The organism is Bacillus sp. FJAT-29814 (assembly GCF_001510715.1).
Classification (GTDB): domain Bacteria; phylum Bacillota; class Bacilli; order Bacillales; family Cytobacillaceae; genus Neobacillus.
The window spans coordinates 1-24,707 of the sequence record NZ_LMTJ01000006.1 but is presented as its reverse complement, the minus strand read 5'-3'; the positions used below and the strand labels follow the sequence as shown (position 1 = coordinate 24,707).

General features: G+C 42.7%; 29 protein-coding genes and 1 tRNA gene. 23 read left to right on the top strand and 7 right to left on the bottom strand.

The window, feature by feature from the left end:
• Window positions 1–28: 28 nt before the first annotated feature.
• From AR334_RS16935 to AR334_RS16905, 7 genes are all read left to right on the top strand, one after another.
• A complete protein-coding gene (locus AR334_RS16935; RefSeq protein ID WP_066314003.1) occupies window positions 29–784 on the top strand; it encodes an ABC transporter ATP-binding protein in 756 nt (251 codons plus the stop codon).
• Window positions 781–1,488, top strand: coding sequence for an ABC transporter ATP-binding protein (locus tag AR334_RS16930; protein WP_066314002.1), 708 nt, complete (start codon window positions 781–783; stop codon window positions 1,486–1,488). The genes AR334_RS16935 and AR334_RS16930 overlap by 4 nt, the downstream gene beginning before the upstream one ends.
• A gap of 18 nt (window positions 1,489–1,506) precedes the next feature.
• Window positions 1,507–2,367 (top strand): branched-chain amino acid ABC transporter permease, encoded by an 861-nt coding sequence (locus AR334_RS16925; RefSeq protein WP_066314001.1) that lies wholly within the window; start codon window positions 1,507–1,509, stop codon window positions 2,365–2,367.
• 4 nt (window positions 2,368–2,371) lie between these two features.
• Window positions 2,372–3,370: a branched-chain amino acid ABC transporter permease gene (locus tag AR334_RS16920; protein ID WP_066313996.1), complete on the top strand. Its 999-nt coding sequence runs from the start codon at window positions 2,372–2,374 to the stop codon at window positions 3,368–3,370.
• A 14-nt stretch (window positions 3,371–3,384) separates the two neighbouring features.
• Window positions 3,385–3,564: a hypothetical protein gene (locus AR334_RS16915; protein ID WP_066313993.1), complete on the top strand. Its 180-nt coding sequence runs from the start codon at window positions 3,385–3,387 to the stop codon at window positions 3,562–3,564.
• Between the two features lie 35 nt (window positions 3,565–3,599).
• A complete protein-coding gene (locus tag AR334_RS16910; protein WP_172799243.1) occupies window positions 3,600–4,502 on the top strand; it encodes an alpha/beta fold hydrolase in 903 nt (300 codons plus the stop codon).
• Between the two features lie 248 nt (window positions 4,503–4,750).
• On the top strand, window positions 4,751–6,232 hold the full coding sequence (locus tag AR334_RS16905) for a class I adenylate-forming enzyme family protein (RefSeq protein WP_066313988.1): 1,482 nt from the start codon (window positions 4,751–4,753) through the stop codon (window positions 6,230–6,232).
• A 30-nt stretch (window positions 6,233–6,262) separates the two neighbouring features.
• On the opposite strand, the gene AR334_RS16900 is transcribed toward AR334_RS16905, so the two are convergent.
• The gene (locus AR334_RS16900; protein ID WP_172799242.1) at window positions 6,263–6,490 is read right to left on the bottom strand and encodes a spore coat protein; all 228 of its coding nucleotides are present in this window, start codon (window positions 6,488–6,490) and stop codon (window positions 6,263–6,265) included.
• A 167-nt stretch (window positions 6,491–6,657) separates the two neighbouring features.
• On the opposite strand from AR334_RS16900, the gene AR334_RS16895 reads away from it, so the two are divergent.
• Window positions 6,658–7,224 (top strand): tyrosine-type recombinase/integrase, encoded by a 567-nt coding sequence (locus tag AR334_RS16895; RefSeq protein WP_066313985.1) that lies wholly within the window; start codon window positions 6,658–6,660, stop codon window positions 7,222–7,224.
• Window positions 7,225–7,275: 51 nt separating this feature from the next.
• On the opposite strand, the gene AR334_RS16890 is transcribed toward AR334_RS16895, so the two are convergent.
• On the bottom strand, window positions 7,276–7,968 hold the full coding sequence (locus AR334_RS16890; protein WP_066313983.1) for a universal stress protein: 693 nt from the start codon (window positions 7,966–7,968) through the stop codon (window positions 7,276–7,278).
• A 145-nt stretch (window positions 7,969–8,113) separates the two neighbouring features.
• Between AR334_RS16890 and AR334_RS16885 the strand changes: the two genes are divergently transcribed.
• Genes AR334_RS16885 through mnhG form a run of 7 tightly spaced genes read left to right on the top strand, consistent with a single transcriptional unit; the run spans window position 8,114 to window position 13,888 of the window.
• Window positions 8,114–10,525: a Na+/H+ antiporter subunit A gene (locus tag AR334_RS16885; RefSeq protein ID WP_066313982.1), complete on the top strand. Its 2,412-nt coding sequence runs from the start codon at window positions 8,114–8,116 to the stop codon at window positions 10,523–10,525.
• On the top strand, window positions 10,509–10,934 hold the full coding sequence (locus tag AR334_RS16880) for a Na(+)/H(+) antiporter subunit B (protein WP_066313981.1): 426 nt from the start codon (window positions 10,509–10,511) through the stop codon (window positions 10,932–10,934). The genes AR334_RS16885 and AR334_RS16880 overlap by 17 nt, the downstream gene beginning before the upstream one ends.
• Entirely contained in the window at window positions 10,934–11,272 is a 339-nt protein-coding gene (locus AR334_RS16875; RefSeq protein WP_066313980.1) for a Na(+)/H(+) antiporter subunit C, read from the top strand. The genes AR334_RS16880 and AR334_RS16875 overlap by 1 nt, the downstream gene beginning before the upstream one ends.
• The gene (locus tag AR334_RS16870; protein ID WP_066313976.1) at window positions 11,265–12,752 is read left to right on the top strand and encodes a Na+/H+ antiporter subunit D; all 1,488 of its coding nucleotides are present in this window, start codon (window positions 11,265–11,267) and stop codon (window positions 12,750–12,752) included. The genes AR334_RS16875 and AR334_RS16870 overlap by 8 nt, the downstream gene beginning before the upstream one ends.
• A gap of 26 nt (window positions 12,753–12,778) precedes the next feature.
• On the top strand, window positions 12,779–13,258 hold the full coding sequence (locus AR334_RS16865) for a Na+/H+ antiporter subunit E (RefSeq protein ID WP_066313974.1): 480 nt from the start codon (window positions 12,779–12,781) through the stop codon (window positions 13,256–13,258).
• Complete coding sequence (locus AR334_RS16860; RefSeq protein WP_066313971.1) at window positions 13,255–13,539, top strand: Na(+)/H(+) antiporter subunit F1; 285 nt, start codon at window positions 13,255–13,257, stop codon at window positions 13,537–13,539. The genes AR334_RS16865 and AR334_RS16860 overlap by 4 nt, the downstream gene beginning before the upstream one ends.
• On the top strand, window positions 13,517–13,888 hold the full coding sequence (gene mnhG, locus AR334_RS16855) for a monovalent cation/H(+) antiporter subunit G (RefSeq protein WP_066313969.1): 372 nt from the start codon (window positions 13,517–13,519) through the stop codon (window positions 13,886–13,888). Before AR334_RS16860 ends, mnhG begins: the two co-directional genes overlap by 23 nt.
• A 52-nt stretch (window positions 13,889–13,940) precedes the next feature.
• Here mnhG and AR334_RS16850 read toward each other — a convergent pair whose 3' ends face one another.
• Window positions 13,941–14,825 carry a selenium metabolism-associated LysR family transcriptional regulator gene (locus AR334_RS16850; RefSeq protein ID WP_066313968.1) on the bottom strand — a complete coding sequence of 295 codons (885 nt, stop codon included), beginning with the start codon at window positions 14,823–14,825 and terminating at the stop codon, window positions 13,941–13,943.
• A gap of 151 nt (window positions 14,826–14,976) precedes the next feature.
• On the opposite strand from AR334_RS16850, the gene AR334_RS16845 reads away from it, so the two are divergent.
• The 7 genes from AR334_RS16845 (at window position 14,977) to AR334_RS16815 (ending at window position 20,167) form a co-directional block, all read left to right on the top strand.
• A complete protein-coding gene (locus tag AR334_RS16845) occupies window positions 14,977–15,210 on the top strand; it encodes a sulfurtransferase TusA family protein (protein WP_066313967.1) in 234 nt (77 codons plus the stop codon).
• Window positions 15,211–15,253: 43 nt separating this feature from the next.
• Complete coding sequence (locus AR334_RS16840; RefSeq protein ID WP_066313966.1) at window positions 15,254–15,616, top strand: DsrE family protein; 363 nt, start codon at window positions 15,254–15,256, stop codon at window positions 15,614–15,616.
• A 15-nt stretch (window positions 15,617–15,631) separates the two neighbouring features.
• The gene (locus tag AR334_RS16835; RefSeq protein ID WP_066313964.1) at window positions 15,632–16,345 is read left to right on the top strand and encodes a sulfurtransferase TusA family protein; all 714 of its coding nucleotides are present in this window, start codon (window positions 15,632–15,634) and stop codon (window positions 16,343–16,345) included.
• 18 nt (window positions 16,346–16,363) lie between these two features.
• Window positions 16,364–17,533, top strand: coding sequence for a cobalamin-independent methionine synthase II family protein (locus AR334_RS16830; protein WP_066313958.1), 1,170 nt, complete (start codon window positions 16,364–16,366; stop codon window positions 17,531–17,533).
• 27 nt (window positions 17,534–17,560) lie between these two features.
• Window positions 17,561–18,013 carry an OsmC family protein gene (locus AR334_RS16825; RefSeq protein WP_066313957.1) on the top strand — a complete coding sequence of 151 codons (453 nt, stop codon included), beginning with the start codon at window positions 17,561–17,563 and terminating at the stop codon, window positions 18,011–18,013.
• A gap of 163 nt (window positions 18,014–18,176) precedes the next feature.
• Complete coding sequence (locus tag AR334_RS16820) at window positions 18,177–18,542, top strand: SCP2 sterol-binding domain-containing protein (RefSeq protein ID WP_066313956.1); 366 nt, start codon at window positions 18,177–18,179, stop codon at window positions 18,540–18,542.
• A 248-nt stretch (window positions 18,543–18,790) separates the two neighbouring features.
• Window positions 18,791–20,167, top strand: coding sequence for a DEAD/DEAH box helicase (locus AR334_RS16815; protein ID WP_066313951.1), 1,377 nt, complete (start codon window positions 18,791–18,793; stop codon window positions 20,165–20,167).
• Window positions 20,168–20,252: 85 nt separating this feature from the next.
• Here AR334_RS16815 and AR334_RS16810 read toward each other — a convergent pair whose 3' ends face one another.
• The 4 genes from AR334_RS16810 to AR334_RS16795 all read right to left on the bottom strand — a co-directional run bounded on the left by AR334_RS16810 (window position 20,253) and on the right by AR334_RS16795 (window position 23,273).
• Window positions 20,253–21,791, bottom strand: a complete 1,539-nt coding sequence (locus AR334_RS16810) for a cation acetate symporter (RefSeq protein WP_066313949.1) — start codon at window positions 21,789–21,791, stop codon at window positions 20,253–20,255.
• Complete coding sequence (locus AR334_RS16805; RefSeq protein ID WP_066313947.1) at window positions 21,791–22,117, bottom strand: DUF485 domain-containing protein; 327 nt, start codon at window positions 22,115–22,117, stop codon at window positions 21,791–21,793. The genes AR334_RS16810 and AR334_RS16805 overlap by 1 nt, the downstream gene beginning before the upstream one ends.
• Window positions 22,118–22,420: 303 nt before the next feature.
• A tRNA-Ala gene (locus AR334_RS16800) sits at window positions 22,421–22,493 on the bottom strand.
• An 84-nt stretch (window positions 22,494–22,577) separates the two neighbouring features.
• A complete protein-coding gene (locus tag AR334_RS16795; protein WP_066313945.1) occupies window positions 22,578–23,273 on the bottom strand; it encodes an MgtC/SapB family protein in 696 nt (231 codons plus the stop codon).
• A gap of 113 nt (window positions 23,274–23,386) precedes the next feature.
• On the opposite strand from AR334_RS16795, the gene AR334_RS16790 reads away from it, so the two are divergent.
• On the top strand, window positions 23,387–24,292 hold the full coding sequence (locus AR334_RS16790) for a DMT family transporter (protein WP_066313940.1): 906 nt from the start codon (window positions 23,387–23,389) through the stop codon (window positions 24,290–24,292).
• The last annotated feature ends 415 nt before the right edge of the window (window positions 24,293–24,707 follow it).

Here is a 24,707-nt window from a genome sequence, read left to right as displayed (position 1 = left end):
ATTTTTAATTGAGAGGGCGGTGCCATAAATGACGGCATTGATTGAAACAAAGGATTTAACCATAACTTTTGGCGGACATACTGCGGTCGACTCGGTGACGATCACTGTTCCGGAAAAGAAGTTCAAGTCGATCATCGGGCCAAACGGTGCAGGTAAAACAACATTTTTTAATTTGTTAAGCGGCCAGCTATCCCCGACAAAAGGCAGCATCTACTACCGCGGAAAAGATATTACCCGCCTTTCCCCGACAAAACGGACACGGGAAGGGATTGGCCGTTCGTTTCAAATTACCAACGTGTTTCCTAATTTAACTGTTTTGGAGAATGTAAGATTGGCAGTGCAATCGCAGGCAGGCGTTCGTTATCAAATGCTGTTTCATTATAAAAAATACCGCGAATTTGAAGAAAAAGCATTGGAATGGCTGAAGCTTGTGCTGCTGGATGATAAAAAGGATTCCTTGGCAAGCAATTTGGCACATGGCGAAAAGCGCAAGCTTGAAATTGCGATGCTGCTGGCTTTGGAGACGGAGCTTCTATTGTTGGATGAGCCTACGGCAGGAATGTCCCTTGAGGAGGTCCCGGCGATTTTGGAAGTTATCAAGCGGATTAAAGAGCAAGGGAACCGGACGATTATCCTGATTGAACACAAGATGGATATGATCTTGGATTTGTCGGATTCCGTTATGGTTCTGTTTAATGGACGGCTGCTTGCTGACGGTACTCCTGAAGAAATCATGAAAAATGAAACGGTTCAGTCCGCTTATTTAGGAGGTCTTTACGAATGAGCGACTTGTTAATGCTAAATGCTGTAGAAACCCATATCGGCCAATATCATATTCTTCAAGGTATTTCACTAGAAGTTAAGCAAGGGGAAGTTACGGTCCTCCTTGGCAGAAACGGGGCGGGAAAAACAACCACGTTACGAACGATTATGGGGTTTTCGCCCGCAACGAAAGGCAGCGTCATGTTTAAAGGCGAAGCGATTCACACTCTTCCAACGTACACCATTGCCAAAAGAGGAATCGGCTATGTCCCGGAGGATCAAGGGATTTTTGCCGGATTAACCGTTGAGGAAAATATGAAGGTAGCGATCCAAAAGGATAATGAAGAGACAGCCAAACGGATGGATTGGATACTGGAGTTATTTCCCGACTTGAAAAAGTTTTGGAAAAAACCCGGCGGCCTTTTAAGCGGGGGGCAAAAGCAAATGCTGGCCATTGCCAGAGCCTATATCAACGAAAATGAACTGCTGTTGATTGATGAGCCAAGCAAGGGGTTAGCCCCGATTGTCGTCGAGAAGGTGATGGAGTCAATCATGCAGATGAAGGAGCAGACAACGATCGTGTTGGTCGAGCAAAACTTTATGATGGCCAGCACAATTGGCGATCGGTTTTACATTATCGATGACGGTCGCACCGTCAGTCACGGCTCGATGCAGGAATTAAAACAGGATGAAGAAAAGAAGCGCAAATATTTGGGCATCGCGTAGGAAAGGAGGACGGAGCAGGTGGATTTATTTTTCAATTTAACGTTAAATGGGCTGGCAACAGGAATGCTGATTTTTCTGCTGGCGGCAGGTTTGACGCTGATTTTTGGCTTAATGGATGTGCTTAACTTTGCTCACGGCGGGTTATTTGCTTGGGGAGCCTACAGCGGGCTGTGGGTTTACAGCCAAACAGGAAGCTTCCTAATCGGTATCGCTGGTGCGATTCTGACTGGATTCCTGCTCGGAATTATAACGGAAAAATGGATCATTAAACCGGTGTATGGGAATCATGTTCAGCAAATTTTGATTACCCTCGGTCTGATGCTCGTATTATCGGAAATGCTAAAGGTGGTTTGGGGGCCGAATCAACTGACCGCTAACCCCCCTGATTATTTAGTGGGAGCCTGGGAAGTGGGCGATGTCATCATTATCAAATACCGTGTGTTTATTATATTTGTCGGCTTGCTAATATTTGGCGGGGTCCAGTATTTATTGAAAAAAACGAAAATTGGCCTCGTTGTCCGCGCTGGTGTTATGAACAAGGAAATGGTGCAGGCATTGGGCATTAACATTCAAAAGGTGTTTATGTTTGTGTTTATGATCGGTTCGGGAATGGCAGCGCTTGGCGGTGTTCTCCTGGGCCCATATTCCGGTGTGATTCATGCCGGGATGGGGATGGAATTCGCGATTCTTGCATTTATCGTTGTGGTGATCGGCGGAATGGGGAATTTCAAAGGATCCATCCTGGCCGCGATCTTAGTGGGACTGTCCGGGTCGTTTATGGCCTATTATGTACCGGATCTGTCACTTGCGGTCAATATGCTGTTAATGGCTGTTGTGTTATTGGTACGGCCGCAGGGTCTATTCGGGGCAAAGGGGTGAGGAAATGAAGTGGATACAAACGAATAAAGGCACTTCAATGTTTTGGCTAGTTACTGCTTTCCTGCTGGTACTGCCATTTGTCTATGAATCTAGAAACTTGATGATTTTGCTGACGCAAATCTTTATTTTTTCAGTATTTGCTATGAGTTACGACCTTCTGCTCGGCTTTACAGGAATTGTCTCATTTGGGCATGCGATGTTCTTTGGAATTGGCGCCTATTCGATTGGAATCTTTATGAAACGATTTGAGCCGACAATGGTCCATTTTTTGCTGGCACTAGTGGCGACGCTTGTTTTAACCGCGGCAATCAGCTTTATAGTCGGTTTACTGACGCTCAGGTTAAAAAGTCATTTCTATGCGATGCTGACGTTGTCCCTGTCCGGCTTGTTTTTGGTGCTGGCGGAAAAATGGCGTAGCTTGACGTATGGAAATGACGGCTTTACCTTCAGGATTCCAGAGCAATTTATTGACCGAACCCATTACTATCTGCTCTGCTTGGCGGTAATGGCCGCGGCGTTCATGCTGCTGAAACGGTTTACCAATTCCCCGTTGGGTCGGGTGCTGCAGGCAATTCGCGAAAATGAGCAGCGGACAGAATCATTGGGATTCCAGGTGCTGCATTATAAAATTGCTGCCAGTGTCGTTTCTGGAGTTCTGGCCGGGATGGCTGGCATACTTTATGCAATGTCATTACGGTTTGTCAACACGAGTGTTTTTTCGATGGATATCACCCTTGATGCGTTATTGATGACGATCATCGGCGGGGTCGGCACACTGTACGGGGCGATGATTGGCGCAGGGTTAATCGAATTTGCCCACGACTGGTTGACCGAACTCGCAAAAGAGCATGCCATTTTTGAACGGTGGATTATATTTTTTGGAATTATTTATATCCTGGTCGTGATGTTTTTTCCGAAAGGAATTGTTGGAACATTAGGGAACGTTTCCTTTAAGCGGAAAAAGCCAGAGCCGGCAAAAAAGGCGGAAAAATTGGCAGGTTAGAGGGAGGAATTCGGGTGGATATGAAAGCAATTACCTCCTTCGTTGTCCGCTTTCAAATGGCAGGGGTCGAAAGCGAAACAGGAGAGCGGCAATGGCGGATCAAGGTGACCCATGTCCAGGAGGATCGGGAGACATTATTTGGATCAATTGAAGAAGCGATGATCTTTATGAAGGAAATTGCGGAAGATTCATAGAATAGTAACAATAATTAGGGAAAGGGATGAGGAAGATGGTAAATATGGCAGTAAAAAGTGTCGAGCTGTCAAATGGGGAAACGCTTTATTACCGTGAAAGGGATGGCGGAGAAATTAAAGTATTATTAATCCATGGGAATATGACCTCATCAAAGCACTGGGATCTAGTGCTCGAAAACATGGATGTGAAGTATAAACTTTATGCCGTTGATTTACGGGGCTTCGGTTTGTCCACCTACAATAAGCAGGTTATGTCAATTAAAGACTTTTCCGATGATGTGAAACTGTTCGTGGATGCGATTGGACTAAATGATTTTGCTGCAGTCGGCTGGTCAACCGGCGGAGCGGTCGCGATGCAATTTGCCGTCGATTACCCGGGCTATTGCAATAAGCTGATATTATTGGCGTCGGAATCGACTCGAGGGTATCCGTTTGTCGGCAAGTTGAATGATACCGATGAGCCGCGCCGTTTTACCACCCATGATGAAATTAAACGCGATCTTATGGTTACACTTCCAGTACAGACCGCCTATGATACGAATAATGTGGAACTGCTCAAGCTAATTTGGAACGCAGTGATTTACACGCATAATCAGCCTGCGTCCGAGCTTTATGATGAGTATGTTCAGGATATGCGGACCCAAAGGAATTTGGCCGAGGTGCATCATTGCAATAATACTTTTAATATCAGCCATCACCATAACGGACTCGTTGCTGGGAATGGTAGAGTAGATGATATTAATGTTCCGGTGCTGGTCCTGTATGGGGAGCGCGATATGGTTGTTCCACGGGCAATGACAATGGAATTGGTTGAGGATCTTGGGGATAGAGCTACTGTTGTTGAGTTGAAAAATTGCGGCCATTCGGCGTTGGTCGATGACCTGCCGCAATTGCTGGGGGCAATGGAACAGTTTTTGGAAAAAGAAGTTCAGGTTTAGTAGTTTAGAGGCGGCCTTTCCGGGGCCGTCTTTCTATTTTCTATTTAGAGGTTTTGTCCATTTTGTGAACTTTGTAGATATATTCGTGGAATTGTAGATATCCTCCGTAAATTTGTAGATATGTTCTAAAAATTGTAGATATCCTCCCCAAATTTGTAGATATAATCCGAAAGCCGGTTCCCTGTAACTCCCTTGTAACCAAATCTCGCTAAAATAGTCCCATCTAGTAGTGAAGGAGCGAATTTTTGGTGAGATGGGAACTGGATTGGCTGGAAAATAGGGCGAGACTATCGCCTAATAAGGCTGCCGTGATCGAAGAAGAGACCAATACGGTCTGGACATATACACAATTGAACGGACGGGCGAAGACAGTAGCGAACTGGCTATATGAACGGGGTGTAAAAAAGGGTGACCGGATCGCCCTGCTCGCCCCGAATCATATCAGTTATTTTGATTTGCTGTTTGCCTGCGGAAAAATCGGAGCGATATTTGTTCCGCTAAATTGGCGGCTTTCCTTGCATGAGATTGGGGGGATTTTACAAGACTGCACCCCAAAATATATTGGAGTCCATCAGCAATTCAACGAAATCTATCAGCAGCTCCCCCTTGAGAAACCAGACCCCATCTTTATTGATATATGGGATTATCCGGAGTGCACTCCTGGCCCCGCAGTCGAAATCCATGAAACCGACCCATTGGCGATGATTTATACTGGCGGAACAACCGGTAAACCAAAAGGGGTGGTGTTAAGTCATCAAACCATCCTTTGGAACGGGATCAATACGATTTTAAGCTGGGGCTTAACTGACCAAGAGGTAACGGTCAACTATATGCCGATGTTTCATACCGGGGGTTTGAACGCGCTTTGCATCCCGATTCTGATGATGGGTGGGACAGTGGTTATTGGAGAAGGGTTTACTGGCGAAAAAGCAGCGCAATCCATCAACCGCTATCAGTGTACGGTCATTCTGTTGGTGCCAACCATGCATCATATGTTGGTTCAAACAGAAGATTTCAAGAATTGCCAGTTTCCGTCCATGAAAGTTTTCCTATCAGGCGGAGCGCCCTGCCCAATCCAAATCTACGAAGCTTATCGGCGAAAAGGCTTGGCATTTAAAGAAGGATATGGCCTCACGGAGGCAGGGCCGAATAATTTTTACATTACGCCAGAGGAGGCACAATTGAAACGGGGATCAGTCGGAAAGCCGATGTTATTTAATGCCATCAGGCTGGTAAAATCGGACGGCCATCCGGCAGGGCCAAACGAAGTCGGAGAGCTACTTATTAGCGGAAAGCACGGATTTTCCCATTATTGGAACAATGAAAAGGCAACAAATGAAACGATACAAAACGGTTGGATTTCAACCGGGGATTTGGCCAAAAGCGATGAACAGGGTTTCCATTATATTGTCGGACGGAAAAAAGATATGATTATTAGCGGCGGAGAAAATATCTATCCCTTGGAAATTGAGCATTGGCTAGCCGCCCATCCGGCGGTCAATGAAGTCGCCGTGGTAGGTCTTCCAGATGAGAAATGGGGTGAGATTGTCTCAGCCTTCCTTGTTTTAAAAAATACATCCATACAGGATGAAGAATTGAAGGCCTATTGCGAGGCAAAGCTGGGCCGCTATAAAATTCCGAAGTTGTTTATTCGGCTGGAAGAACTCCCAAAAACCCATGTCGGAAAAATTGACAAAAAGGCGTTAAAAGAAATGCAGAACCAAAGATAAAAGGAGAACCGCCCGCCGGCGTGTTCTCCTTTATAATTTTTGCGCCAAATTAATTGCCGTTTCACCGACAGATAAATCCAGCTGCAGCTGTTCTGACAAGTTATGGGGATGATAGAATCCCTTTGCCACCATATAATTAGTAATGTTTTCATGGGTGGCAATCGTATCATTTAATTGAGCACGTAATGCGGCCTTCAATTCAGGTGTCGCTGTTTCCGTAATCCCAACAGTATAGTTTCGAACTGCTGCCTTTGCCACCAAGCCAAGCACGGATATGAAGTGTTTGATACTAGAACAGACGACTGCATCAAAGTTATTTTAAAACCATAATTTGATCGGAAGGCTGAAGAAATATTCAGCCTTTTTCTTTGTTATGTAACTTAATATATGGTACCATTGACTTATGTAACATTAGGAGGCCCTCCATGGAGTATGTGGATCCGATTAGAGATATTGAAAGTATCAATGCTATTAAAAGCATCTTAAGAACACAATCACAAAGAGATTTATTGCTTTTTGTTTTTGGAATTAATACTGGGATTAAAGTAAATGAACTTCTTTCCATTAAAGTGAAGGATATAAGAGATGAAAAAGGGATCAAAGAGTTTATCTATTTAAAGGATTGCAATAGCGGTGAAACTCACGCCTACTATATAAATAATAATGTTCAGCAGGAATTGACGAATTATTTGAAAACCCATGAATTTGAGGACAGCGATTTCTTGTTTAAGTCCAAAAAAAACAACCAGCCGATCACACGGCAGCAAGCCTATCGAATCATAAATAAAGTGGCAAAAGAAGCAGGGATCCCGGGGAAAATTGGCATGCATACACTTAGAAAAACATTCGGGTATCACGCCTATCGGAAAGGGATCGCGATTTCGATTATTATGCAAATTTACCATCATCATTCTCCGTCCGAAACTTTAAGGTATATTGGAATAAATAAGCAGGACGAGAAGCGTCTAATAAAAGTGGATGTGAATTTATGAGCAACCTTTCTTATTAGCAAAAGAAAAAACCTCCGCAAAGGGGGAGGTTTTTTATAAATATTCATCATCCTTCGTTGTGTCAGTATCCATTGCAACGTTTGTCAATTCTTTCACAATACCATCATGAACTTGGACTTGTAATGTCTCTTTATCCTTCATAAATTTAAAAATGCCATTATCAAAGTCGGTTCCAAATTCCTTGAAGAAAATTCCTTCAAATTCAACCTCCCTTGTATGTTTGAAGATGAGCCTGTAGTGGTTCTCTTCCTTTACAAGGTAGGCACGCACACCCTTATCGTAATGACTGTCCGAGTTTTTTAATTGACGAGAGACGGAAATAATATGGAGGTCAACAAAGGGAATTTCCCGCAGCAGAGAGTTAATGATTGATCCCTTAGCAATTTGTTCCCACCGGCTTTGCGCAGTTTGGCCCAGAACAATCTGGGTAACGTTTTTATCTCTAGCCGCTTCCGCGATCACCTTTGAAATTGGCCGCTTTTCGTTGTCCTTCAATATAAACGCGTCTGCACTATGCTGTTCGGCCAACTGTTTCCATTTCTCAATGTAGCCTGTTTTTTCGGCATCCAATTCATCAAATGGTTTCGGGTCGACGGTAAGAATGTAAAGCGGACAATCAAGCATATTGGCAATTTTACATCCCCGTTGGATAAGCCGTTCGCCATTAGGACCATAATATACACAGACGAGGATGCTTTCGTCTGTTCGTCCCTTGATTCTTTTCATTATTTGTTCACCTCGGATTGGCTGTGTAGGACTCTTTACGGCCAATTACTATAGATTATGTATGACTATAGCGTATGGAACAGTTTCAGTCAATCTATTTCACGGTGTGCCGTTTTTATATAACATTTTCTAAGGAGGGGAATTGATGTCTTGGTTACATCTAATGATTTTACTGCCATTTATCTTTGCGGCCGCAGTCCCGTACATTTATAGGAAATTTACGCCACGCATTCATACAGGCTGGTTTGTCCTTGTCATCCCGCTGGTGATTTTTGCATTTCTGCTTTCCTTTACCACAGCAATTTCTTATGGGAATACTGCTTTCTCGACAGTTCCGTGGATCCCGTCCTATAATATCAACTTCACAACTTATGTCGACGGGTTAAGCTTAATATTTGGATTGTTGATTGCCGGTATCGGCGCCCTTGTTATTTTATATTCCATCTTTTATATGTCAAAACGCGAGGCCCTTAACAACTTTTATGTATATTTGCTCTTGTTTATGGGAGCGATGCTGGGACTTGTATTTTCCGACAATATCTTTGTGCTCTATGTGTTTTGGGAGACCACGAGTGTTTCTTCCTTCTTATTAATTGCGTATTGGTATGAACGTGAGAAATCACGTTATGGTGCCCAAAAATCTATGTTGATTACGATATTTGGTGGGCTTGCCATGCTTGCGGGCTTAATCATGCTTTCCATGATGACCGAAACGTACAGTATTCGCGAGATGGTCAGCCAAGCAGCCAACATTCCATCTCATCCGTTGTTTGTTCCATCCATGATTTTGATATTAATCGGGGCATTTACAAAGTCAGCCCAATTTCCGTTTAGTATTTGGCTGCCTGATGCTATGGAAGCCCCTACGCCAATTAGTGCTTACTTGCATTCAGCAACGATGGTAAAAGCGGGAATCTATCTGGTCGCCCGCCTGACCCCGGTCTTTGGCGGTCAAGCAGAGTGGTTTTGGATTGTTTCCAGTATGGGGATGATCACTTTACTATATGGGTCTGTAAATGCTGTAAGACAAACCGATTTAAAGGCATTATTGGCCTATTCCACGATCAGCCAATTGGGATTAATCATGAGTCTGTTAGGGTTAGGATCTGCCTCCCTCTATACTGGCGGTGAGGAATCCTCCGTCTATATGGCCGCTATTTTTGCTGCTATTTTTCACCTGGTAAACCATTCGACCTTTAAAGGCTGTCTATTCATGGTTGTCGGAATTATCGACCATGAAACCGGGACACGGGATATCCGCAGGCTGGGGGGCTTAATGCATTTAATGCCAATCTCGTTTACTTTGGCGGTAATCGGAAGTTTTTCGATGGCCGGGCTGCCCCCATTTAACGGATTCTTAAGTAAGGAAATGTTTTTTACTGCCGTTATAAATGCAGCTGAAATGAAGGAATTCGGCGTGAACGCCATTGGAAATCTGTTTCCAATCATCGCATGGATCGCCAGTGTATTTACGTTTGTGTACAGCATGATTCTTGTGTTTAAAACATTTAGAGGAAAAAATAAGCCCGAAAAATTAGCGAAGGAAGTTCATGAGGCACCACTTGGGATGTTAATTTCACCAATTGTGCTCGGCTTGTTTGTCGTTATTATTTTCTTTTTTCCCAATATCCTTTCCAAGTATCTGTTAAGTCCTGCACTTGCGGCTATCGTGCCGACACTGGCTGCTGCCGGGGAAACCAACGTGAAAATAAGTGCATGGCATGGCTGGAATATCGAGTTATTTATGACCATCGGGGTCATCGTTCTTGGAACGATCATGTATCATTTGTTGAAAAAATGGTATCGAATTTATCTTTTATACCCAGAGAATCTGATGTTAAATCATCTATACAACATTGGGCTGGAAAATATGGAGGCTGTCTCCCGTCGAGTGACCGACCGTTACATGACCGGGTTTATTCGCGATTATTTAGTCTATATTTTTGCCTTTATTATTATTATTGTTGGCGGAGCGGTTTGGTTATCTGATGGGTTCTCGATACACACATCAGACGATGCGCCGGTAAACTGGTTTGAAGCGGTTTTAATGATTGTGATGATAGTAACGGCAGCAGCTGTTCTTTTTGCCAAAACGAGGCTAACAGCAATTGTGGCTGTTGGGGGCTTAGGGTTTCTCGTCTCCTTTTTCTTTGTACTCTTTCGGGCGCCCGATTTGGCATTGACACAATTGGTGGTTGAGACAGTCACAACGGTGTTGTTTTTATTATGTTTCTACCATTTGCCGCAATTGCGCAAGGAGTTTGCCCGGATTCGATTCAAGGCAGTGAATGCGATTGTTTCCATAGGAGTTGGCGTCGTGGTCACCATCGTTGCCTTGTCGGCAAATGGAAACCGCCTGTTTCAATCGATATCCGGTTATTATGAAAATTCATACGAATTGGCCGGTGCAAAAAATATCGTCAACTCCATCCTTGTTGATTTTCGCGGAATCGATACGATGCTTGAGATTCTCGTATTAAGTATAGCCGGACTTGGGGTTTATACCTTGATCAAGCTTCGGTTAGCAGGGGGGAATCGAAATGAAAAAGCCGAATGATGTGATTATACGGAGCGTGACAAAGGTGGCAGTTGTTATCATCTTAACGTTTGCCATCAACCTGTTTATTTCAGGTCATCACCAGCCCGGCGGCGGGTTTATCGGCGGCCTGGCTTTTGCTTCTGCCTTAATCCTGTTGTTTTTGGCATTTGATATAGAAACAGTTCGAAATCATATTCCGCTTGATTTTAAAGTGGTGGCCGCAGTCGGTGTATTGATTTCCGTGCTGACGGGAGTTGGGGCCATGCTCCTGGACCACCCGTTTTTATTCCAGGCATTTGGCTACTTCAAACTTCCCATCTTTGGTAAAACGGAACTGGCCACAGCGGTTTTATTTGACATCGGGGTTGCATTGGCGGTAATAGGCACCTCTATCACCATCATCATGACGATAGGGGATGATCGATAATGGAAACATTAATGTCTATCCTTGTAGGAATTTTATTTGCAATTGGAATCTATTTAATTTTGACAAAGACTCTACTGCGAATCATCCTCGGAACATCGATACTTGGACACGGGGTGAATTTATTGATCATTACAATGGGAGGGCTTAAAAAGGGTGGTCCGCCACTCTTGGGAATCAAGGATTTAACCTATGCGGATTCCTTGCCGCAAGCCCTTTTATTGACGGCCATCGTGATAAACTTTGCGACCACCGCTCTTTTATTAGTGTTGAGTTATCGAGCTTACAAAGTATTGGGAACGGATGATACGGAGCAGATGCGAGGTACAGAAAATGAATAATTTGGTGATATTGCCAATCATTATACCGGTTATTGCCGGGATGGTGATGGTGATTTTTAGAAAAAGAATAATCTTCCATAGGTATTTAAGTGTTTGTTCAATCATCGCAGTTGGCATCGTCACGCTTCTATTAATATTCCAAATTGATCAAGAGGGTGTGCAAACATTGCAGCTGGGCGGATGGGAGGCGCCTTTTGGCGTGAGTATGGTGGCCGATATGTTTGCTGCTTTGCTCATCCTGACGACCTGTGTTGTTGCGCTTTGCTGTTTGCTATATGCATTCCGCTCGATTGGTCAGGAACGAGAAAATTTCTATTTTTATCCGCTGTTTATGTTTTTGATTACTGGTGTGATTGGCTCGTTTATGACAGGCGATATTTTTAATTTGTTTGTCTGTTTCGAGGTGATGTTAGTTTCGTCTTATGTGTTAATCTCTCTTGGTGGTACAGGAAATCAACTAAGGGAATCAATCAAATATATCCTGGTTAATATCATTTCCTCGTTTCTGTTTCTAGTTGCCATTGCCTTCCTGTATGCGATGACAGGGACGTTGAATTTTGCGCATCTATCAATCAGGGTCGCCGAGGCAGGGCAAGATGGGCTAATGACGGTTGTCGCCATTCTATTTTTAATCGTTTTTAGTTTGAAAGCAGGATTGTTTTTATTCTTTTGGCTGCCTGGCTCGTACAGTGCACCGCCAACGGCGATTGCTGCCATCTTTGCCGCATTGCTGACGAAAGTGGGAATCTATGCCATTATCAGGGTATTCACGCTTGTTTTTTATCATGAACCGGAGGTTACCCACTTATTAATCGGTATTTTAGCGGGATTTACAATGATTTTAGGTGCGGTCGGAGCGGTTGCCTATTGGGATATTAAAAAAATCATAACCTATAACGTCATTGTTGGTGTGGGATTCATTTTAGCTGGAGCTGCTTCATTAACAGCGGAAGGGCTGACGGGATCTCTCTATTATTTGATTCATGACATGGTCGTAAAGGCTTTGATTTTCCTTTTGGGCGGAACAGTTATCCACCTGACTGGGACCAGTAGACTGAAGGAATTCAGTGGTTTGATCCGGTTATATCCCGGATTGGGGTGGATGTTTTTTATTGCGGCCCTTTCCCTTTCAGGCATTCCCCCGTTTAGCGGGTTTTTAGGAAAAATATTCATTACCGAGGGGACATTTGAAGCAGGGTTTATTTGGCTAGGAATTATTGGACTGCTGACAAGCCTTATGGTTCTGTATTCGATCATGAAGATTTTTATGAATGGGTTTTGGGGGACAGACACTTCGGAGGAAAATGAAAAGAGGACAACTAAGGGGTTATTGCTCCCATTGGGAATACTCACCATGTTAACGATCACGCTTGGACTAGGAGCAGAAGGAATTCATCATTACGTGGATTTAGCGGTAGAAGGCCTAATCAATCCAGGCATCTATATTGAAGCGGTTTTTGGCACCCGTCCGGTGCATTAAATCCATGATAGAAAGGGGGGGGGCCAATGCCCATGCAAGTTTTGATCAATTTATCGATTGGTGTAATCTGGATGTTCCTTCAGGATGATTGGAATGTGCTGACATTCTTTAGCGGTTACCTTTTTGGTTTACTGGTGCTTTTTATCCTGAGGAGGTATTTTCCAACTAAATTCTATTTAATAACGCTTCTTGCGATCGTCCAACTCTTTTTCGTATTTATATATGAATTGTTTACTTCAAGTATTTTGGTTATTCAACAAGTGCTTGCTCCGAAGATTAACATCACACCGGGAATTTTCACTTTGGAAACGGAACTCGAGGGAGATTTGGAAGTTACCCTGCTGGCTTTATTATTGACATTGACCCCCGGTTCCGTTGTCGTGGAAGTCTCTCCAGACAATCGGAGGTTTTATATCCATGCAATGGATATTCCAAAATCCAGTGATGCCGTTCTTCAATCGACAGCTAAATTTGAAAAAGCGATAAAGAAGGTGACACGGGCATGATTCAAACGATATTAATTTACTCATTGGTATTTCTTAGCTTTGCTATTTTTGCTACCATCTATCGGTTGATTAAGGGCCCGACTGCGCCTGATAGAGTGCAGGCACTGGATGCTTTGGGGATCAATTTATTGTCGGGAGTCGCGATTTTTTCCGTTTTGCTAAGAAGTACGGGTTTTTTTGAAGTGATTTTATTGATTGGAATCCTTTCTTTTATTGGGACGATTGCCTTCGCACGTTATATAGAAAGGGGTGTAGTCATTGAGCGGAAACAATCAGATTGAATTGATTGCTGTCCTGTTAATTTTTGTTGGAACGATCTTTAGTTTTTTGAGTGCGATTGGTTTGATTCGGCTTCCTGATATCTACACCCGCGCTCATGCGCTTTCAAAAGGTTCTACGATGGGTGTTCTTTTTATACTTGGGGGAACATTTCTGTTTTTCATTATGGAAGGGTATTTTAGCATTCGCTTATTCCTCGGGATATTCTTTGTGTTCCTTACTGCCCCCGTTTCTGCTCATGTTATTATCCGTGCGGCACACCGTTCCAATGTGGAACTGGCAAAGCAAAGTGTTCGCGACGACTTAAAGGAAGTCAGGGAAAAAGATTTATATGAATCTCGAACTGATTGAAACAGAGTGCCTGAGTTTACAGCTGCTGACAGTGCGTAAGCTCAGGCCATTTTTATACTAAATCTAGTGCCTGTTCGATAAACAATTTCCCCAAAATCGATTGTGTTTTCTGAAGATTGTAGACAAGATAAAAGTATCTTTCCTCGTCGAATCCGTTGATTTCGTACATTTTTAGCTGGTTTTGCAAGGCGTACTCTTTAGCCGCAATTTCGGAAATAATCGATATTCCTATATCCTGCATAACAAATTGAATTAAGCTCTGACTAGAGTCTGTGTAGGCAATAATGTTCAATTGGTCCTTTGAGATTTTATTTTTTTTAAGAAGCCTTTCCAATATTGCGTTTGTTCCTGAATCGCTGTTTCTCATAATAAATGGGTATTGCAATATATCATGGATATCTACAGGGCCGGCTATATTAACCTGATTCGATGTGATCAGGACAAGCTTTTCTTTTAATAAAGGTATATATTTTAGCTTATCGCTTTCATATTTATCCCCTAAAACCCCAAAATCTACGGAGCCATTTAACACTTTATCTACCGTATTTTTCGAGGAGGATTGATTGATACGGAACAGAGCATTAGGATACTGATCCCGAAAAAGCTTCACCATTTTCGGTATCATAAACTGGCCTGGTACTGAGCTTGCCGCAATCCGAAGCATCCCTCGAAGCTCTTGCTGCCCGCCCTTAAGGTCAAGCAAGGCCTGGTCCTTCAACAATAATAGTTTCTGCGCCCACTGGTAGAGACGTTCTCCATGAGGGGTTAAAATGTTTTCGCGCCCGACACGGTCAAACAGCTGGACATTCAGATTTTTTTCTAAAGCATGAATATGGGAGCTAACCGTAGACTGACTTAAGAATATATCTTCCGCCGCTTTGGAAAAGCTCTTATGCTCGACAACTTTGGTAAATACATATAGCTGGTGTAAATCCATATATTAATCTCCTTGTATTCAAAAAATAGATGAGTTTTAATTCATTAAATAGATAAATTGAATTTATCTTAGCATACCACTTTCTTATAATGAAAATGACAAGACTATTTTGACAAGTTTTTAACATTTGTATGTTGTAAAGGAGTTATTTATGGAAAAGCACTTCGATTTACTTTACGACGCCGGCCCGACTGGGTGTGGCGAATTAATTATGAACTTGTTTTTAACAATGAAAAAAATGGAACCGGGACAAATCATCAAGGTGATTTCCTACGACCCAGGTGCCCGCGAGGACCTGCCAGCGTGGTGCCGCATGCAAAAGCATACTCTTTTGAACCGTGAGGATTTTGGCAAGACAAGTTATTACTTTATTGAAAAGGGCTGATTACAGTCTTTTACATAAATTTAATCCAAATGGAGGAACAAAAATGGCTGGAAAATTTTTAGTGAGTTTAACAAATGCAAAAAATGACCCTGATAAAGCAACTGTAGGATTCGTGGTGGCAAATGCTGCAGTGGCATCCGGGCAGGAAACAGTAGTTTTCCTAAACGTTGAAGGCGCTTACCTTTCTTCAAAAGGCTATACCGATGATATACATGAAGAAGGCTTTGCACCATTAAAACAGTTAATGGAGCAATTTGTAGAAGCCGGAGGAACACTTTGGGTCTGCAGCCCATGCTTCAAAAAGCGCGGCCTTGACGAAGAAAATTTAATAGAAGGTGCGACGATTGTAGGCGGTGCTAAAGTAGTAGAGTTCCTTAGCCAGGGCGCTGCTTCGATTACGTATTAAGCAAAGGTGAACAGCATGCACAATCCACATGCAGTTTGTGATGGCGGCGATTTAGATTGCGGGTCGGGTTTATTATTGATTATTAAAAAAGCAATGGACCCGCTCGCTGGCGGTCAGGTGTTGGAGGTACGAAGCAGGGAAAAAACAGTTGCTGAGGATCTTCCGGCATGGTGCCGGATGGTTAAACATGAATTTCTTGGCTCTCAGCCTGGCGATAATACGACAAGATATTTTATTAAAAAAGGATCGAATCAGGCGGAGCTTGAACAAGACCTTCAGGCAGCAAAAGGCTATCAATGGAGCGTTCGTGTTCGCGGCGGGAACGACCTTTCCGCGACGGTACATTCACGGAACCACACATTTATTGCTGGACAGTCAGCAGACTTTAGTCCAAAGGTGAATGCGCCAAGTGCCGTTGACTATTTGTTGGCTTCACTTGCTTCGTGTCTGACGGTTGGATTTAAAGCACAGGCGTCAAGGAGAAATGTTGAAATTGATAATTTGGAGCTTAGCTTAAAAGGCGGCTTGGAAAATGTGTTATACCATATGGAGCTTGAAGATGAAGGCAGCCCGAAAGTAAATCAGGTTACCGGCACTTTTTATGTATCATCACCGGAATCTGAGGAGATTCTGGAAGAATTATGGAGCAATACGCTTGCCAGGTCGCCAATCTTTCAAACTCTCAACCAAGCCGTAACTATTGATATTAAGCTAGCGATTGTATTTTAACAGGGGGTTAGTCCAGTTATGACATTACCTAAGTTTCCTGTCACCGTTATTGGCAGCTGGCCGCGGTCACCTGAGGTAAAGCGGGCGATGCGTGATAAACGTGCCGGTAGAATTAGCGAAGAAGAATTTCAGGCGATTGCTGATACAGCGGTCTTACAAATCTTAAAGTGGCAGGAGGAAGCCGGAATTGATATCGTCTCGGACGGCGAGCAACGGCGCGATAACTATATTTCATTTGTTGCCGAGCATTTGCATAATGTCCGGATGCTAACTGTATCAGAGCTGCTCGAATACATTGAGGATAAGTCGAGCTTTGAAGAAATCCTTGGGACATTGGATGTACCGGCGTTCTCGATGTCCAACCCGGCAGCTTGCGGAAAAATCAGCCGTAAAAAGCCGCTCGCCCTAGATGATTTTTTATTTTTAAAAAAACATACGGATAAAGCAGTTAAAGTTTCCATGCCCGGTCCCTACCTGTTAACAAGATCGATGTGGGTAGAAGGCTTGTCGAAGGATGCATACCCGACAAAGGAAGATTTGGCTGTCGATATTGTTAAAGTGCTGCGGGAAGAATTGGAGGAATTGGTTGCTGCTGGCGTTGAGTTTGTCCAATTCGATGAACCGGTTTTAACCGAGCTTGTGTTTACCCAGAAAAACGCAAATCGTACCTTTATGTGCGGGGCATTGACGGCCAAGGCCGATGCTGAACAGGAAATTGCTTTTGCGCTTGACTTGATGAATCAAGTGACAGAAGGAATGCTCGGCCGAGGTACAAAAATCGGTGTCCATGTTTGCCGTGGCAATTGGAGCACACAGGAGCAGGTGCTGCTAAGAGGGCCATATTACCCGTTAATCCCATATCTTGCTAATGTCAACGTTGACCAACTCATTCTCGAATACGCCACACCAAGGGCGGGAGAATTGGATGCCATCCGCGAATTTGGCGGGAAAGAAATCGGACTCGGTGTTGTCAATCCGCGGACTGAAGAAATAGAAGAGGTTGAAGCGATTGTGGCACGTGTTCAGGAAGTAAGAAAATATCTGCCGGATGCAAAAATCTTCCTAAATCCTGATTGCGGCTTTGGAACATTTGCTCAAAGGCCAATGAACAGTGATGAAATTGCGGTTGAAAAATTAAAGGCAATGGTGGCTGCAGCTAAGAAATTACGAGAGATCGTGCTTGTTTAATAGTCAGAATGGAGTGGAGAATCTAATATGGGACAATTAACGAAGTTTAAGGTTGAGGGAAAAGGTACGGGTATGCGTATAGATGCGGTTGCTGGCAAGCACACGATTGCGATTGATGAACCAGAATCATTTGGCGGCAAGGACTCTGCAATCGATCCGCTATCAACGCTATTATCATCTTTAATTGCCTGTGAAAATGTAATGGCGCAATTAATCGCGCAAGAGATGAAGTTTGATCTCCAGGGAATCTCCTTTGATGTCGAAGGCCATTTAGACGTCGCCGGTTTAATGGGTGACTTATCAGTTAAGCCGTATTTCCAGCAGGTTAAGGTGAAGGCCGTAATTGAAACATCAGAGTCTCAAGAAAGAATCGAAGAATTGCGAAAATCCGTCGACCTGCGCTGCCCTGTATTCCGCACCATGAAAGACGCAGGAATCCCTATCGAAAACCTATGGACCAAAGCAGAAGTAACCGTCTAATATTCTGCAACTAATAACCTATATAAACAACTTTAAAAGGGTGCCGCCCAGCGATGAGTGTCAGGCACCTTTTTCCAAAAAGTTCAAAAAGTATTCACTGTATAATAATGGTACGTATTGGTATTATTGGGGTGTAACTTACTTTAGCATTGGGGGGCTTTATATGGTTAAAACACTCCAAGAATATTCGTTAGCAGAATTAATGGCAAGAATTGAACAAATATTCAATGAGAATCCGGGTCCGATTCAAGGTTTTAATGCTGTCGTTCAATATGAAGTTACTGATCAAGTGCCTTCAACCTATCAACATTTTTTCCAAGACGGTAAACTGACCATCAAGGAAGGAGTCGAAGTTATTCCAACTGTTGCTTTAACTCTAAACTATGATACTTTCAAAAAATTTGTTTTATGTAAAATGAGCGGTTCAATGGCTTTGCTATTGGGGAAAGTAAAGGTAAAGGGCGACGTGGGTACCGGGTTTAAAATTGAAAGCATTCTAAAGAAATATAACTTAAAAGAACCATTATAAGCATGAAAGGCTGTTGAGTGATTTCTCGACGGTCTTTTATTTTGGCTAATAGGAAAGTATAAAATTTTTACCCAAATTTCTTTATCTCAGCTTCGCACGCATAAATTCAACTACGCCTCTGTCTTCGTCCTAACGGACTCGCCAATCGGCGAGTTTTCATTTATTTCAATATTTCACCTGAATAATTGCTAAAAACGTTGAAAACAATCATTATTAGTGGAAGGTACATACAGAAAGTAGGCGGTCTTTTGTTAAAATTCATACAACTAGGCATTTCCACAGAGTTAGCTGAAAAATTGCAAGGCCAGGGTGTGGCGAACCCAACCCCAGTACAACAACAGGCAATTCCAATTATCATGAATGGCCGGGACCTCATTGGCCAGGCGCAGACAGGGACAGGGAAAACATTTGCCTTCGTCCTGCCAATACTGGAAAAATTAAAACGGGATGGGGACCAGATTCAGGCTCTTATTGTCACGCCGACAAGGGAACTGGCACTGCAAATAACAGATGAAATACAAAAGTTGATTGAAGGTTTAGAAGAGGTTCATGTTCTGGCAGCTTATGGCGGACAGGATGTAGACAAGCAATTAAGGAAATTGAAAAACAAACCTCAGATTGTTGTAGGGACGCCGGGAAGGCTTTTAGATCATATCCGGAGGGGAACAATCCATCTGGCCAATCTGTCGTTTCTTGTGTTGGATGAAGCGGACCAAATGCTTCACATCGGGTTTCTCAATGAGGTAGAGGATATCATTAAAGAAACGCCGAAACAACGGCAAACCATGCTTTTCTCGGCAACGATTCCTGACGAAGTCAGAAAACTGGCTAATAAATATATGCGGAGCCCTGAATATATTCAAATTGAAAAAGTTCAAGGTCCTGCAGACAATGTAAAGCAGATTGCCATTCATACCATCGACCGGGCAAAGCAAGCCACACTGATTCAGTTAATTGAAACCCATCGACCGTTTTTAGCGGTTATTTTTTGCCGGACGAAACGGAGAGTTAGTAAGCTCTATGAGATTTTACGGGCTCGGGGATTTTCCTGCGATGAATTGCACGGCGATTTGTCGCAGGCGAAACGGGAGCAAGTGATGAAGCGGTTCCGCGATGCCGAGGTTCAATTGTTGATAGCCACGGATGTAGCCGCTAGGGGACTGGATGTAGAAGGCGTCACACATGTGTTTAATTACGACATCCCTCAGGATTCCGAAAGCTATATTCACCGGATTGGCAGGACAGGAAGAGCAGGATTGAAAGGATTGGCGATTACCCTATATTCCTCCGCAGACAGGCCAACTCTTGATTTAATTGAAAAAGAGCTAAATATTCGAATTCAAAAACAAAACCTGGGCAATGTCGATAAAGAAAAAGGTCAAAAAAGGGACATGCCAACAAATGATGAAAAACAAAAACGAACTGCCCGGAAAAAGCCGGCCGGTCATAGAAAAGAAAGTGGAGACAGCAAGAAGCAGGGAAAGAGCGGAGATAAAAAGAGCGGGACACAACAAACAAAGAGCCGAAGCGCGAAAACAAGCTTTGCCAAAGGAAAACCAAGCGCCAAAACCGCTGGAAAGAGGAACAGCACAAAAAATAGTGCGGGAAGAAAAAAACAGCGCTAGATTGATTCCGTATTATACTATAGACACATTAATAAAGGTGCCTAATCCCCTATGGGTGTCAGGCACCTTTTTCCTTTATTTCCCTTTACCTTCCTAATCCGATACCGGTATTGGATTTAACCAGGACTTCCTCGTATTTCTTCACATCGGCTTTTTGGCTCGAGAGGATGGTTCCGAGATAGCCTGCCAAGAATCCAAGCGGTATGGAGACGATTCCCGGTGTTGTATATGGGAAGATTGGGTTCCCTACAAAAATCGCTTTTCCTGCTTCAGGGCTAAAAACGTTCGGGCTGATTAACACTAACCCGATTGCCGAAACCAGGCCGACTACCATAGCCCAAACCGCGCCGCTTGTATTAAAACGTTTCCAGTAGATGGTGTAAATAATAACCGGCAAGTTTGCACTTGCAGCTACAGCAAATGCAAGCGAAACAAGGAATGCCACGTTTAGCGTTTGTGCACCTAGCGCTAAGATAATCGAAATAATGGAAACACCGATTGCCGCATAACGGGCCATCTTCACCTGCTGTTTTTCGGTTGCTTTGCCTTTTTTCATAATTTCATTATAAAAATCATGTGCAAACGCCGAAGCCGCAGTTAACACGAGTCCAGCAACTACAGCAAGGATTGTCGCAAAGGCAACGGCAGAAACGAAAGCAAACAGCATGTTGCCACCAAGGGCCTCAGCCAAAAGTGGTGCTGCCATATTCCCGGCAGGATTTGCAGCAATGATCTTATCATTACCAACAAAAGCGGCAGCGCCGAATCCAAGGAAAATCGTCATAACATAAAATAGTCCGATGATCCATGTAGCATAAACAACAGAAGCACGGGCAGTTTTAGCATCTTTAACGGTAAAGAACCGGACAAGAATGTGAGGAAGTCCTGCTGTCCCAAGGACAAGCCCCATATTTAATGAAAGGGTGTCTAGCCCGTCCTTATATTTAACCCCAGGATTTAAAAACGAATCTTTTAATGGAGTCGCTGTTTTCATTTGCGCAAACATATCAGTGATGCTGAAATTGAATTTCGCAAAAACAATAACGGAAATGATAAAGGTTCCGCCCATTAACAAAACCGCTTTGATAATTTGCACCCAGCTTGTCGCATGCATTCCGCCAAAGATAACGTATACCGTCATTAGTACGCCGACGATTAAGACAGAAGTAGTATATTCCAACCCCAATAATAATTTAATAAGTGCACCCGCCCCGACTAGCTGGGCAATCATGTAAAAAATCGAGATGGTCATCGTATTCATGGCCGCAAAACCGCGGATTTTCTTGGCGTCAAAACGGGAAGCAATCATATCGGCAAATGTATATTTACCAAGGTTTCTTAACGGCTCCGCCACCAAGTAAAGCACGACAAGATAGGCAACCAGAAACCCGATGCTATAGAAGAATCCATCAAAGCCCTGTAATGCGACAGCCCCGGCAATACCGAGAAATGATGCCGCAGACATATAGTCACCTGCAATGGCCAATCCATTTTGCCAACCGGTCAAGCCGCCTCCAGCCGTATAGAACTCACTGGCATTTTTCGTTTTTTTCGAGGCATAGTAGGTAATGACCAATGTCACCAATACAATTCCTAAAAACATGAGAAACGCAGGGGTATTCATTAGCGAGTCCCCCTTTCTTGGACAACCTGATTAGTCAACTCATCAAATTTAGCCGCTTTTTTTGAATATAGCATGCATAATCCCCAGGTCATGACAAATTGCATAAAGGCAAAGACCCAGGCCCAAGTAATATTGCCAATAAATTTGGTGTTCAGAATCGTTGAATAAGAGGTAAGGATTGGCAAGGTAAAGTAGAAACAAAAGAAGAAAATGGTTAATGGCACAATAAATTTCTTTTTCTCAGAAAGTAATGTTTTAAACGAAGCTGACTGGGCAATGGCGCTGTAATCGCTTTCAGTTTGATTATTAAATTTTTTAGCCTCCAATGTGAAGCTCCCCCTTTCGAAATAAACCCGTTTGTTTTAAAAAAAGAACGACGACGACCGGATGAGATGGTTAGGACAGAGTGGTTATTGTTATTGTTTGCCTCCTTCGCGAGTTGACAGATATTTCATAACTTTGGAAATTTTTATGATTTTTATTATAATTTTAGGAGACTAAAACATGCAAGAGGAATTTATAATAGAATAGAATTTTTTTTATAGGTATTTGGAGGGGGATTGCTAGAGACAGAAAGTAAATAAAAATAAAAAAACCTTTGCTTAACGCAAAGGTTTTCGAAAAAATGATGGAGAATAGGGGGCTCGAACCCCTGACCTCTTGCATGCCATGCAAGCGCTCTCCCAGCTGAGCTAATCCCCCGCTTGAATCGGTACAACAAGAATTATATCCGGATTATATTTTTATTGCAAGAGGAAATTTAAGTAAAGGCTAAAAAATTCTCCATTAACTGATGCTTTCTATTTCCACCTTATTCACACCTTCTAATTCCGAAACGGAGGCATATACATCTGTTGTCTTTTCACGGTAGTCAACCGCAACCAATATTTGCACAAGATGATCGCCATTGTCCAAATCTTTAATCTTGAGTCTGCGGATAATATATTCTTTTTCCATTAAATACGTAATGGCATTATCAATTTGGACCTGGTCTCTAATAAATAACTGAAGCATAATCTCTTTTTCTCGTAATTGTTTAGGGCCAAAAATTTTCATAACGGCAGGAACTAATTCGACACTAATAATCAGCAATGCGACTCCGGCAAACGCTTCTATATAAAAACCGGCACCGACAGCAATCCCAATCCCGGCGGCCCCCCAAATCATTGCAGCCGTTGTGAGGCCGGAAATACTGTCGTTGCCTCGTCTTAAAATAACACCAGCACCTAGAAAACCGATACCTGAGACGATTTGGGCCGCCAATCGCAATGGGTCCATCGTTATTCTAACTTCTGCCGAATCGGGGAACATATAAGCTGATTCAATCGATACAATGGTCAGAAGACAACTGACTACAGAAATGACAAGACTGGTTTTTAGTCCCACAGGTTTTCTTTTTAGTTCCCGTTCAAGTCCAATAATGAGCCCAAACACAGCGGAAATGCCAAGCTTAATTAATATATCAATATCGATACTGCTCATAATCTCACGTCCATTTAATATTGTAAGAGGGCTTGTTTTTTGAAAAAACAACTAAGAATACTTTACGATTGCTATAAGTATGTAATTTTATTTTACCTATAAAGGAGTCCAATATGGAAGAGCCAAAAATAAACCCCTACGCCGTTTTGGCAATTGGCGTCATTTCAGTTTCCACATCGGCCATTTTTGTGAAATACAGTTCTGCGCCCTCAGGCGTCATAGCTTTTTATCGCCTGTTGTTTTCCGTACTTTTGATGTTACCCGTTTTTTTAATAAAGCATGTTGGAGAACTTCGTAAGATTACGAAAAAAGACTGGTTGTATTCCATCATTGCCGGAGTATTTCTGGCCTTTCATTTTATTCTATGGTTTGAGTCGTTAAACTACACTTCGGTAGCAAGCTCCACCGTGTTAGTCACGCTTCAGCCGATTTTTGCATTTGTAGGAACGTATTTTTTCTTTAAGGAAAAAATATCTGGCAAGGCCATCATCAGCGGAATCATAGCAGTTGGAGGAAGTATCATCATCAGCTGGGGAGATTTTCGGATTAGCGGAACGGCTCTTTTTGGAGATATACTTGCCCTAATAGCCTGCGCTCAAATAACCGCTTATTTATTATTTGGTCAAAATGTTCGAAAAAGGGTATCACTAATTACATATACATTTCTTGTCTATTTTATGAGTTCGATTACTTTATTCATTTATATCTTTGCAGCTAACCAGCCCTTATATCCATATCCGGCAAGTGATTGGGTTTATTTTATCTTGCTGGCTCTAATTCCGAACCTGTTGGGGCATACCTTATTTAATTGGTCGTTAAAATGGGTGAGTACTTCAACGATCTCAATGGCGATTTTATTTGAGCCTGTTGGAGCGACAATCCTTGCTTACTTCTTGTTAAGTGAATATGTTGTTTGGACACAAATACTGGGTGGCGTTGTCGTCATCGGCGGCATTTTATTATTCGTGTTTGATGAACGAAGATTAAAATTAAAACATGAAATGAATAGCCAATCTTAAATGAAATGATAAGTCGCATTTTTATTTTTCAATGGATAACATTCGAGCTTTAGCCTTTTATAAAGATAATAAAAACCCATTAAAAAAACTTTTTCCGAAAATTATATTGCAAACATATTTTAATCATGATATATTAATTCTTGTCCTCTTCGAGAGTGTCAAACGACGAATTAGAAATTTCGAAAAAAGTTGTTGACATCACGAAGTGAGATGTGATAAATTAAAGAGGTCGCTTTCGAGCGGCTTGGTCGAATGAAGTGCGCAAGCACTTGGATGATCGTTCTTTGAAAACTAAACAAACAAAAACGTCAACAATAAACATTCATTTCTTTTGAAATGAAGCCAACGTAACATTTATGAGCTAATCAACTCAACTTTATTGGAGAGTTTGATCCTGGCTCAGGACGAACGCTGG

Excerpts from the sequence above, each read along its gene's own strand:
- AR334_RS16935 (WP_066314003.1), top strand. The coding sequence starts at position 29 with ATGACGGCATTGATTGAAACAAAGGATTTAACCATAACTTTTGGCGGA.
- AR334_RS16930 (WP_066314002.1), top strand. The coding sequence starts at position 781 with ATGAGCGACTTGTTAATGCTAAATGCTGTAGAAACCCATATCGGCCAA.
- AR334_RS16920 (WP_066313996.1), top strand. The coding sequence starts at position 2,372 with ATGAAGTGGATACAAACGAATAAAGGCACTTCAATGTTTTGGCTAGTT.
- AR334_RS16910 (WP_172799243.1), top strand. The coding sequence starts at position 3,600 with ATGGTAAATATGGCAGTAAAAAGTGTCGAGCTGTCAAATGGGGAAACG.
- AR334_RS16895 (WP_066313985.1), top strand. The coding sequence starts at position 6,658 with ATGGAGTATGTGGATCCGATTAGAGATATTGAAAGTATCAATGCTATT.
- AR334_RS16890 (WP_066313983.1), bottom strand. The coding sequence starts at position 7,968 with ATGAAAAGAATCAAGGGACGAACAGACGAAAGCATCCTCGTCTGTGTA.
- AR334_RS16885 (WP_066313982.1), top strand. The coding sequence starts at position 8,114 with ATGTCTTGGTTACATCTAATGATTTTACTGCCATTTATCTTTGCGGCC.
- AR334_RS16880 (WP_066313981.1), top strand. The coding sequence starts at position 10,509 with ATGAAAAAGCCGAATGATGTGATTATACGGAGCGTGACAAAGGTGGCA.
- AR334_RS16875 (WP_066313980.1), top strand. The coding sequence starts at position 10,934 with ATGGAAACATTAATGTCTATCCTTGTAGGAATTTTATTTGCAATTGGA.
- AR334_RS16870 (WP_066313976.1), top strand. The coding sequence starts at position 11,265 with ATGAATAATTTGGTGATATTGCCAATCATTATACCGGTTATTGCCGGG.
- AR334_RS16865 (WP_066313974.1), top strand. The coding sequence starts at position 12,779 with ATGCCCATGCAAGTTTTGATCAATTTATCGATTGGTGTAATCTGGATG.
- AR334_RS16860 (WP_066313971.1), top strand. The coding sequence starts at position 13,255 with ATGATTCAAACGATATTAATTTACTCATTGGTATTTCTTAGCTTTGCT.
- AR334_RS16850 (WP_066313968.1), bottom strand. The coding sequence starts at position 14,825 with ATGGATTTACACCAGCTATATGTATTTACCAAAGTTGTCGAGCATAAG.
- AR334_RS16845 (WP_066313967.1), top strand. The coding sequence starts at position 14,977 with ATGGAAAAGCACTTCGATTTACTTTACGACGCCGGCCCGACTGGGTGT.
- AR334_RS16840 (WP_066313966.1), top strand. The coding sequence starts at position 15,254 with ATGGCTGGAAAATTTTTAGTGAGTTTAACAAATGCAAAAAATGACCCT.
- AR334_RS16835 (WP_066313964.1), top strand. The coding sequence starts at position 15,632 with ATGCACAATCCACATGCAGTTTGTGATGGCGGCGATTTAGATTGCGGG.
- AR334_RS16830 (WP_066313958.1), top strand. The coding sequence starts at position 16,364 with ATGACATTACCTAAGTTTCCTGTCACCGTTATTGGCAGCTGGCCGCGG.
- AR334_RS16825 (WP_066313957.1), top strand. The coding sequence starts at position 17,561 with ATGGGACAATTAACGAAGTTTAAGGTTGAGGGAAAAGGTACGGGTATG.
- AR334_RS16820 (WP_066313956.1), top strand. The coding sequence starts at position 18,177 with ATGGTTAAAACACTCCAAGAATATTCGTTAGCAGAATTAATGGCAAGA.
- AR334_RS16810 (WP_066313949.1), bottom strand. The coding sequence starts at position 21,791 with ATGAATACCCCTGCGTTTCTCATGTTTTTAGGAATTGTATTGGTGACA.
- AR334_RS16795 (WP_066313945.1), bottom strand. The coding sequence starts at position 23,273 with ATGAGCAGTATCGATATTGATATATTAATTAAGCTTGGCATTTCCGCT.
- AR334_RS16790 (WP_066313940.1), top strand. The coding sequence starts at position 23,387 with ATGGAAGAGCCAAAAATAAACCCCTACGCCGTTTTGGCAATTGGCGTC.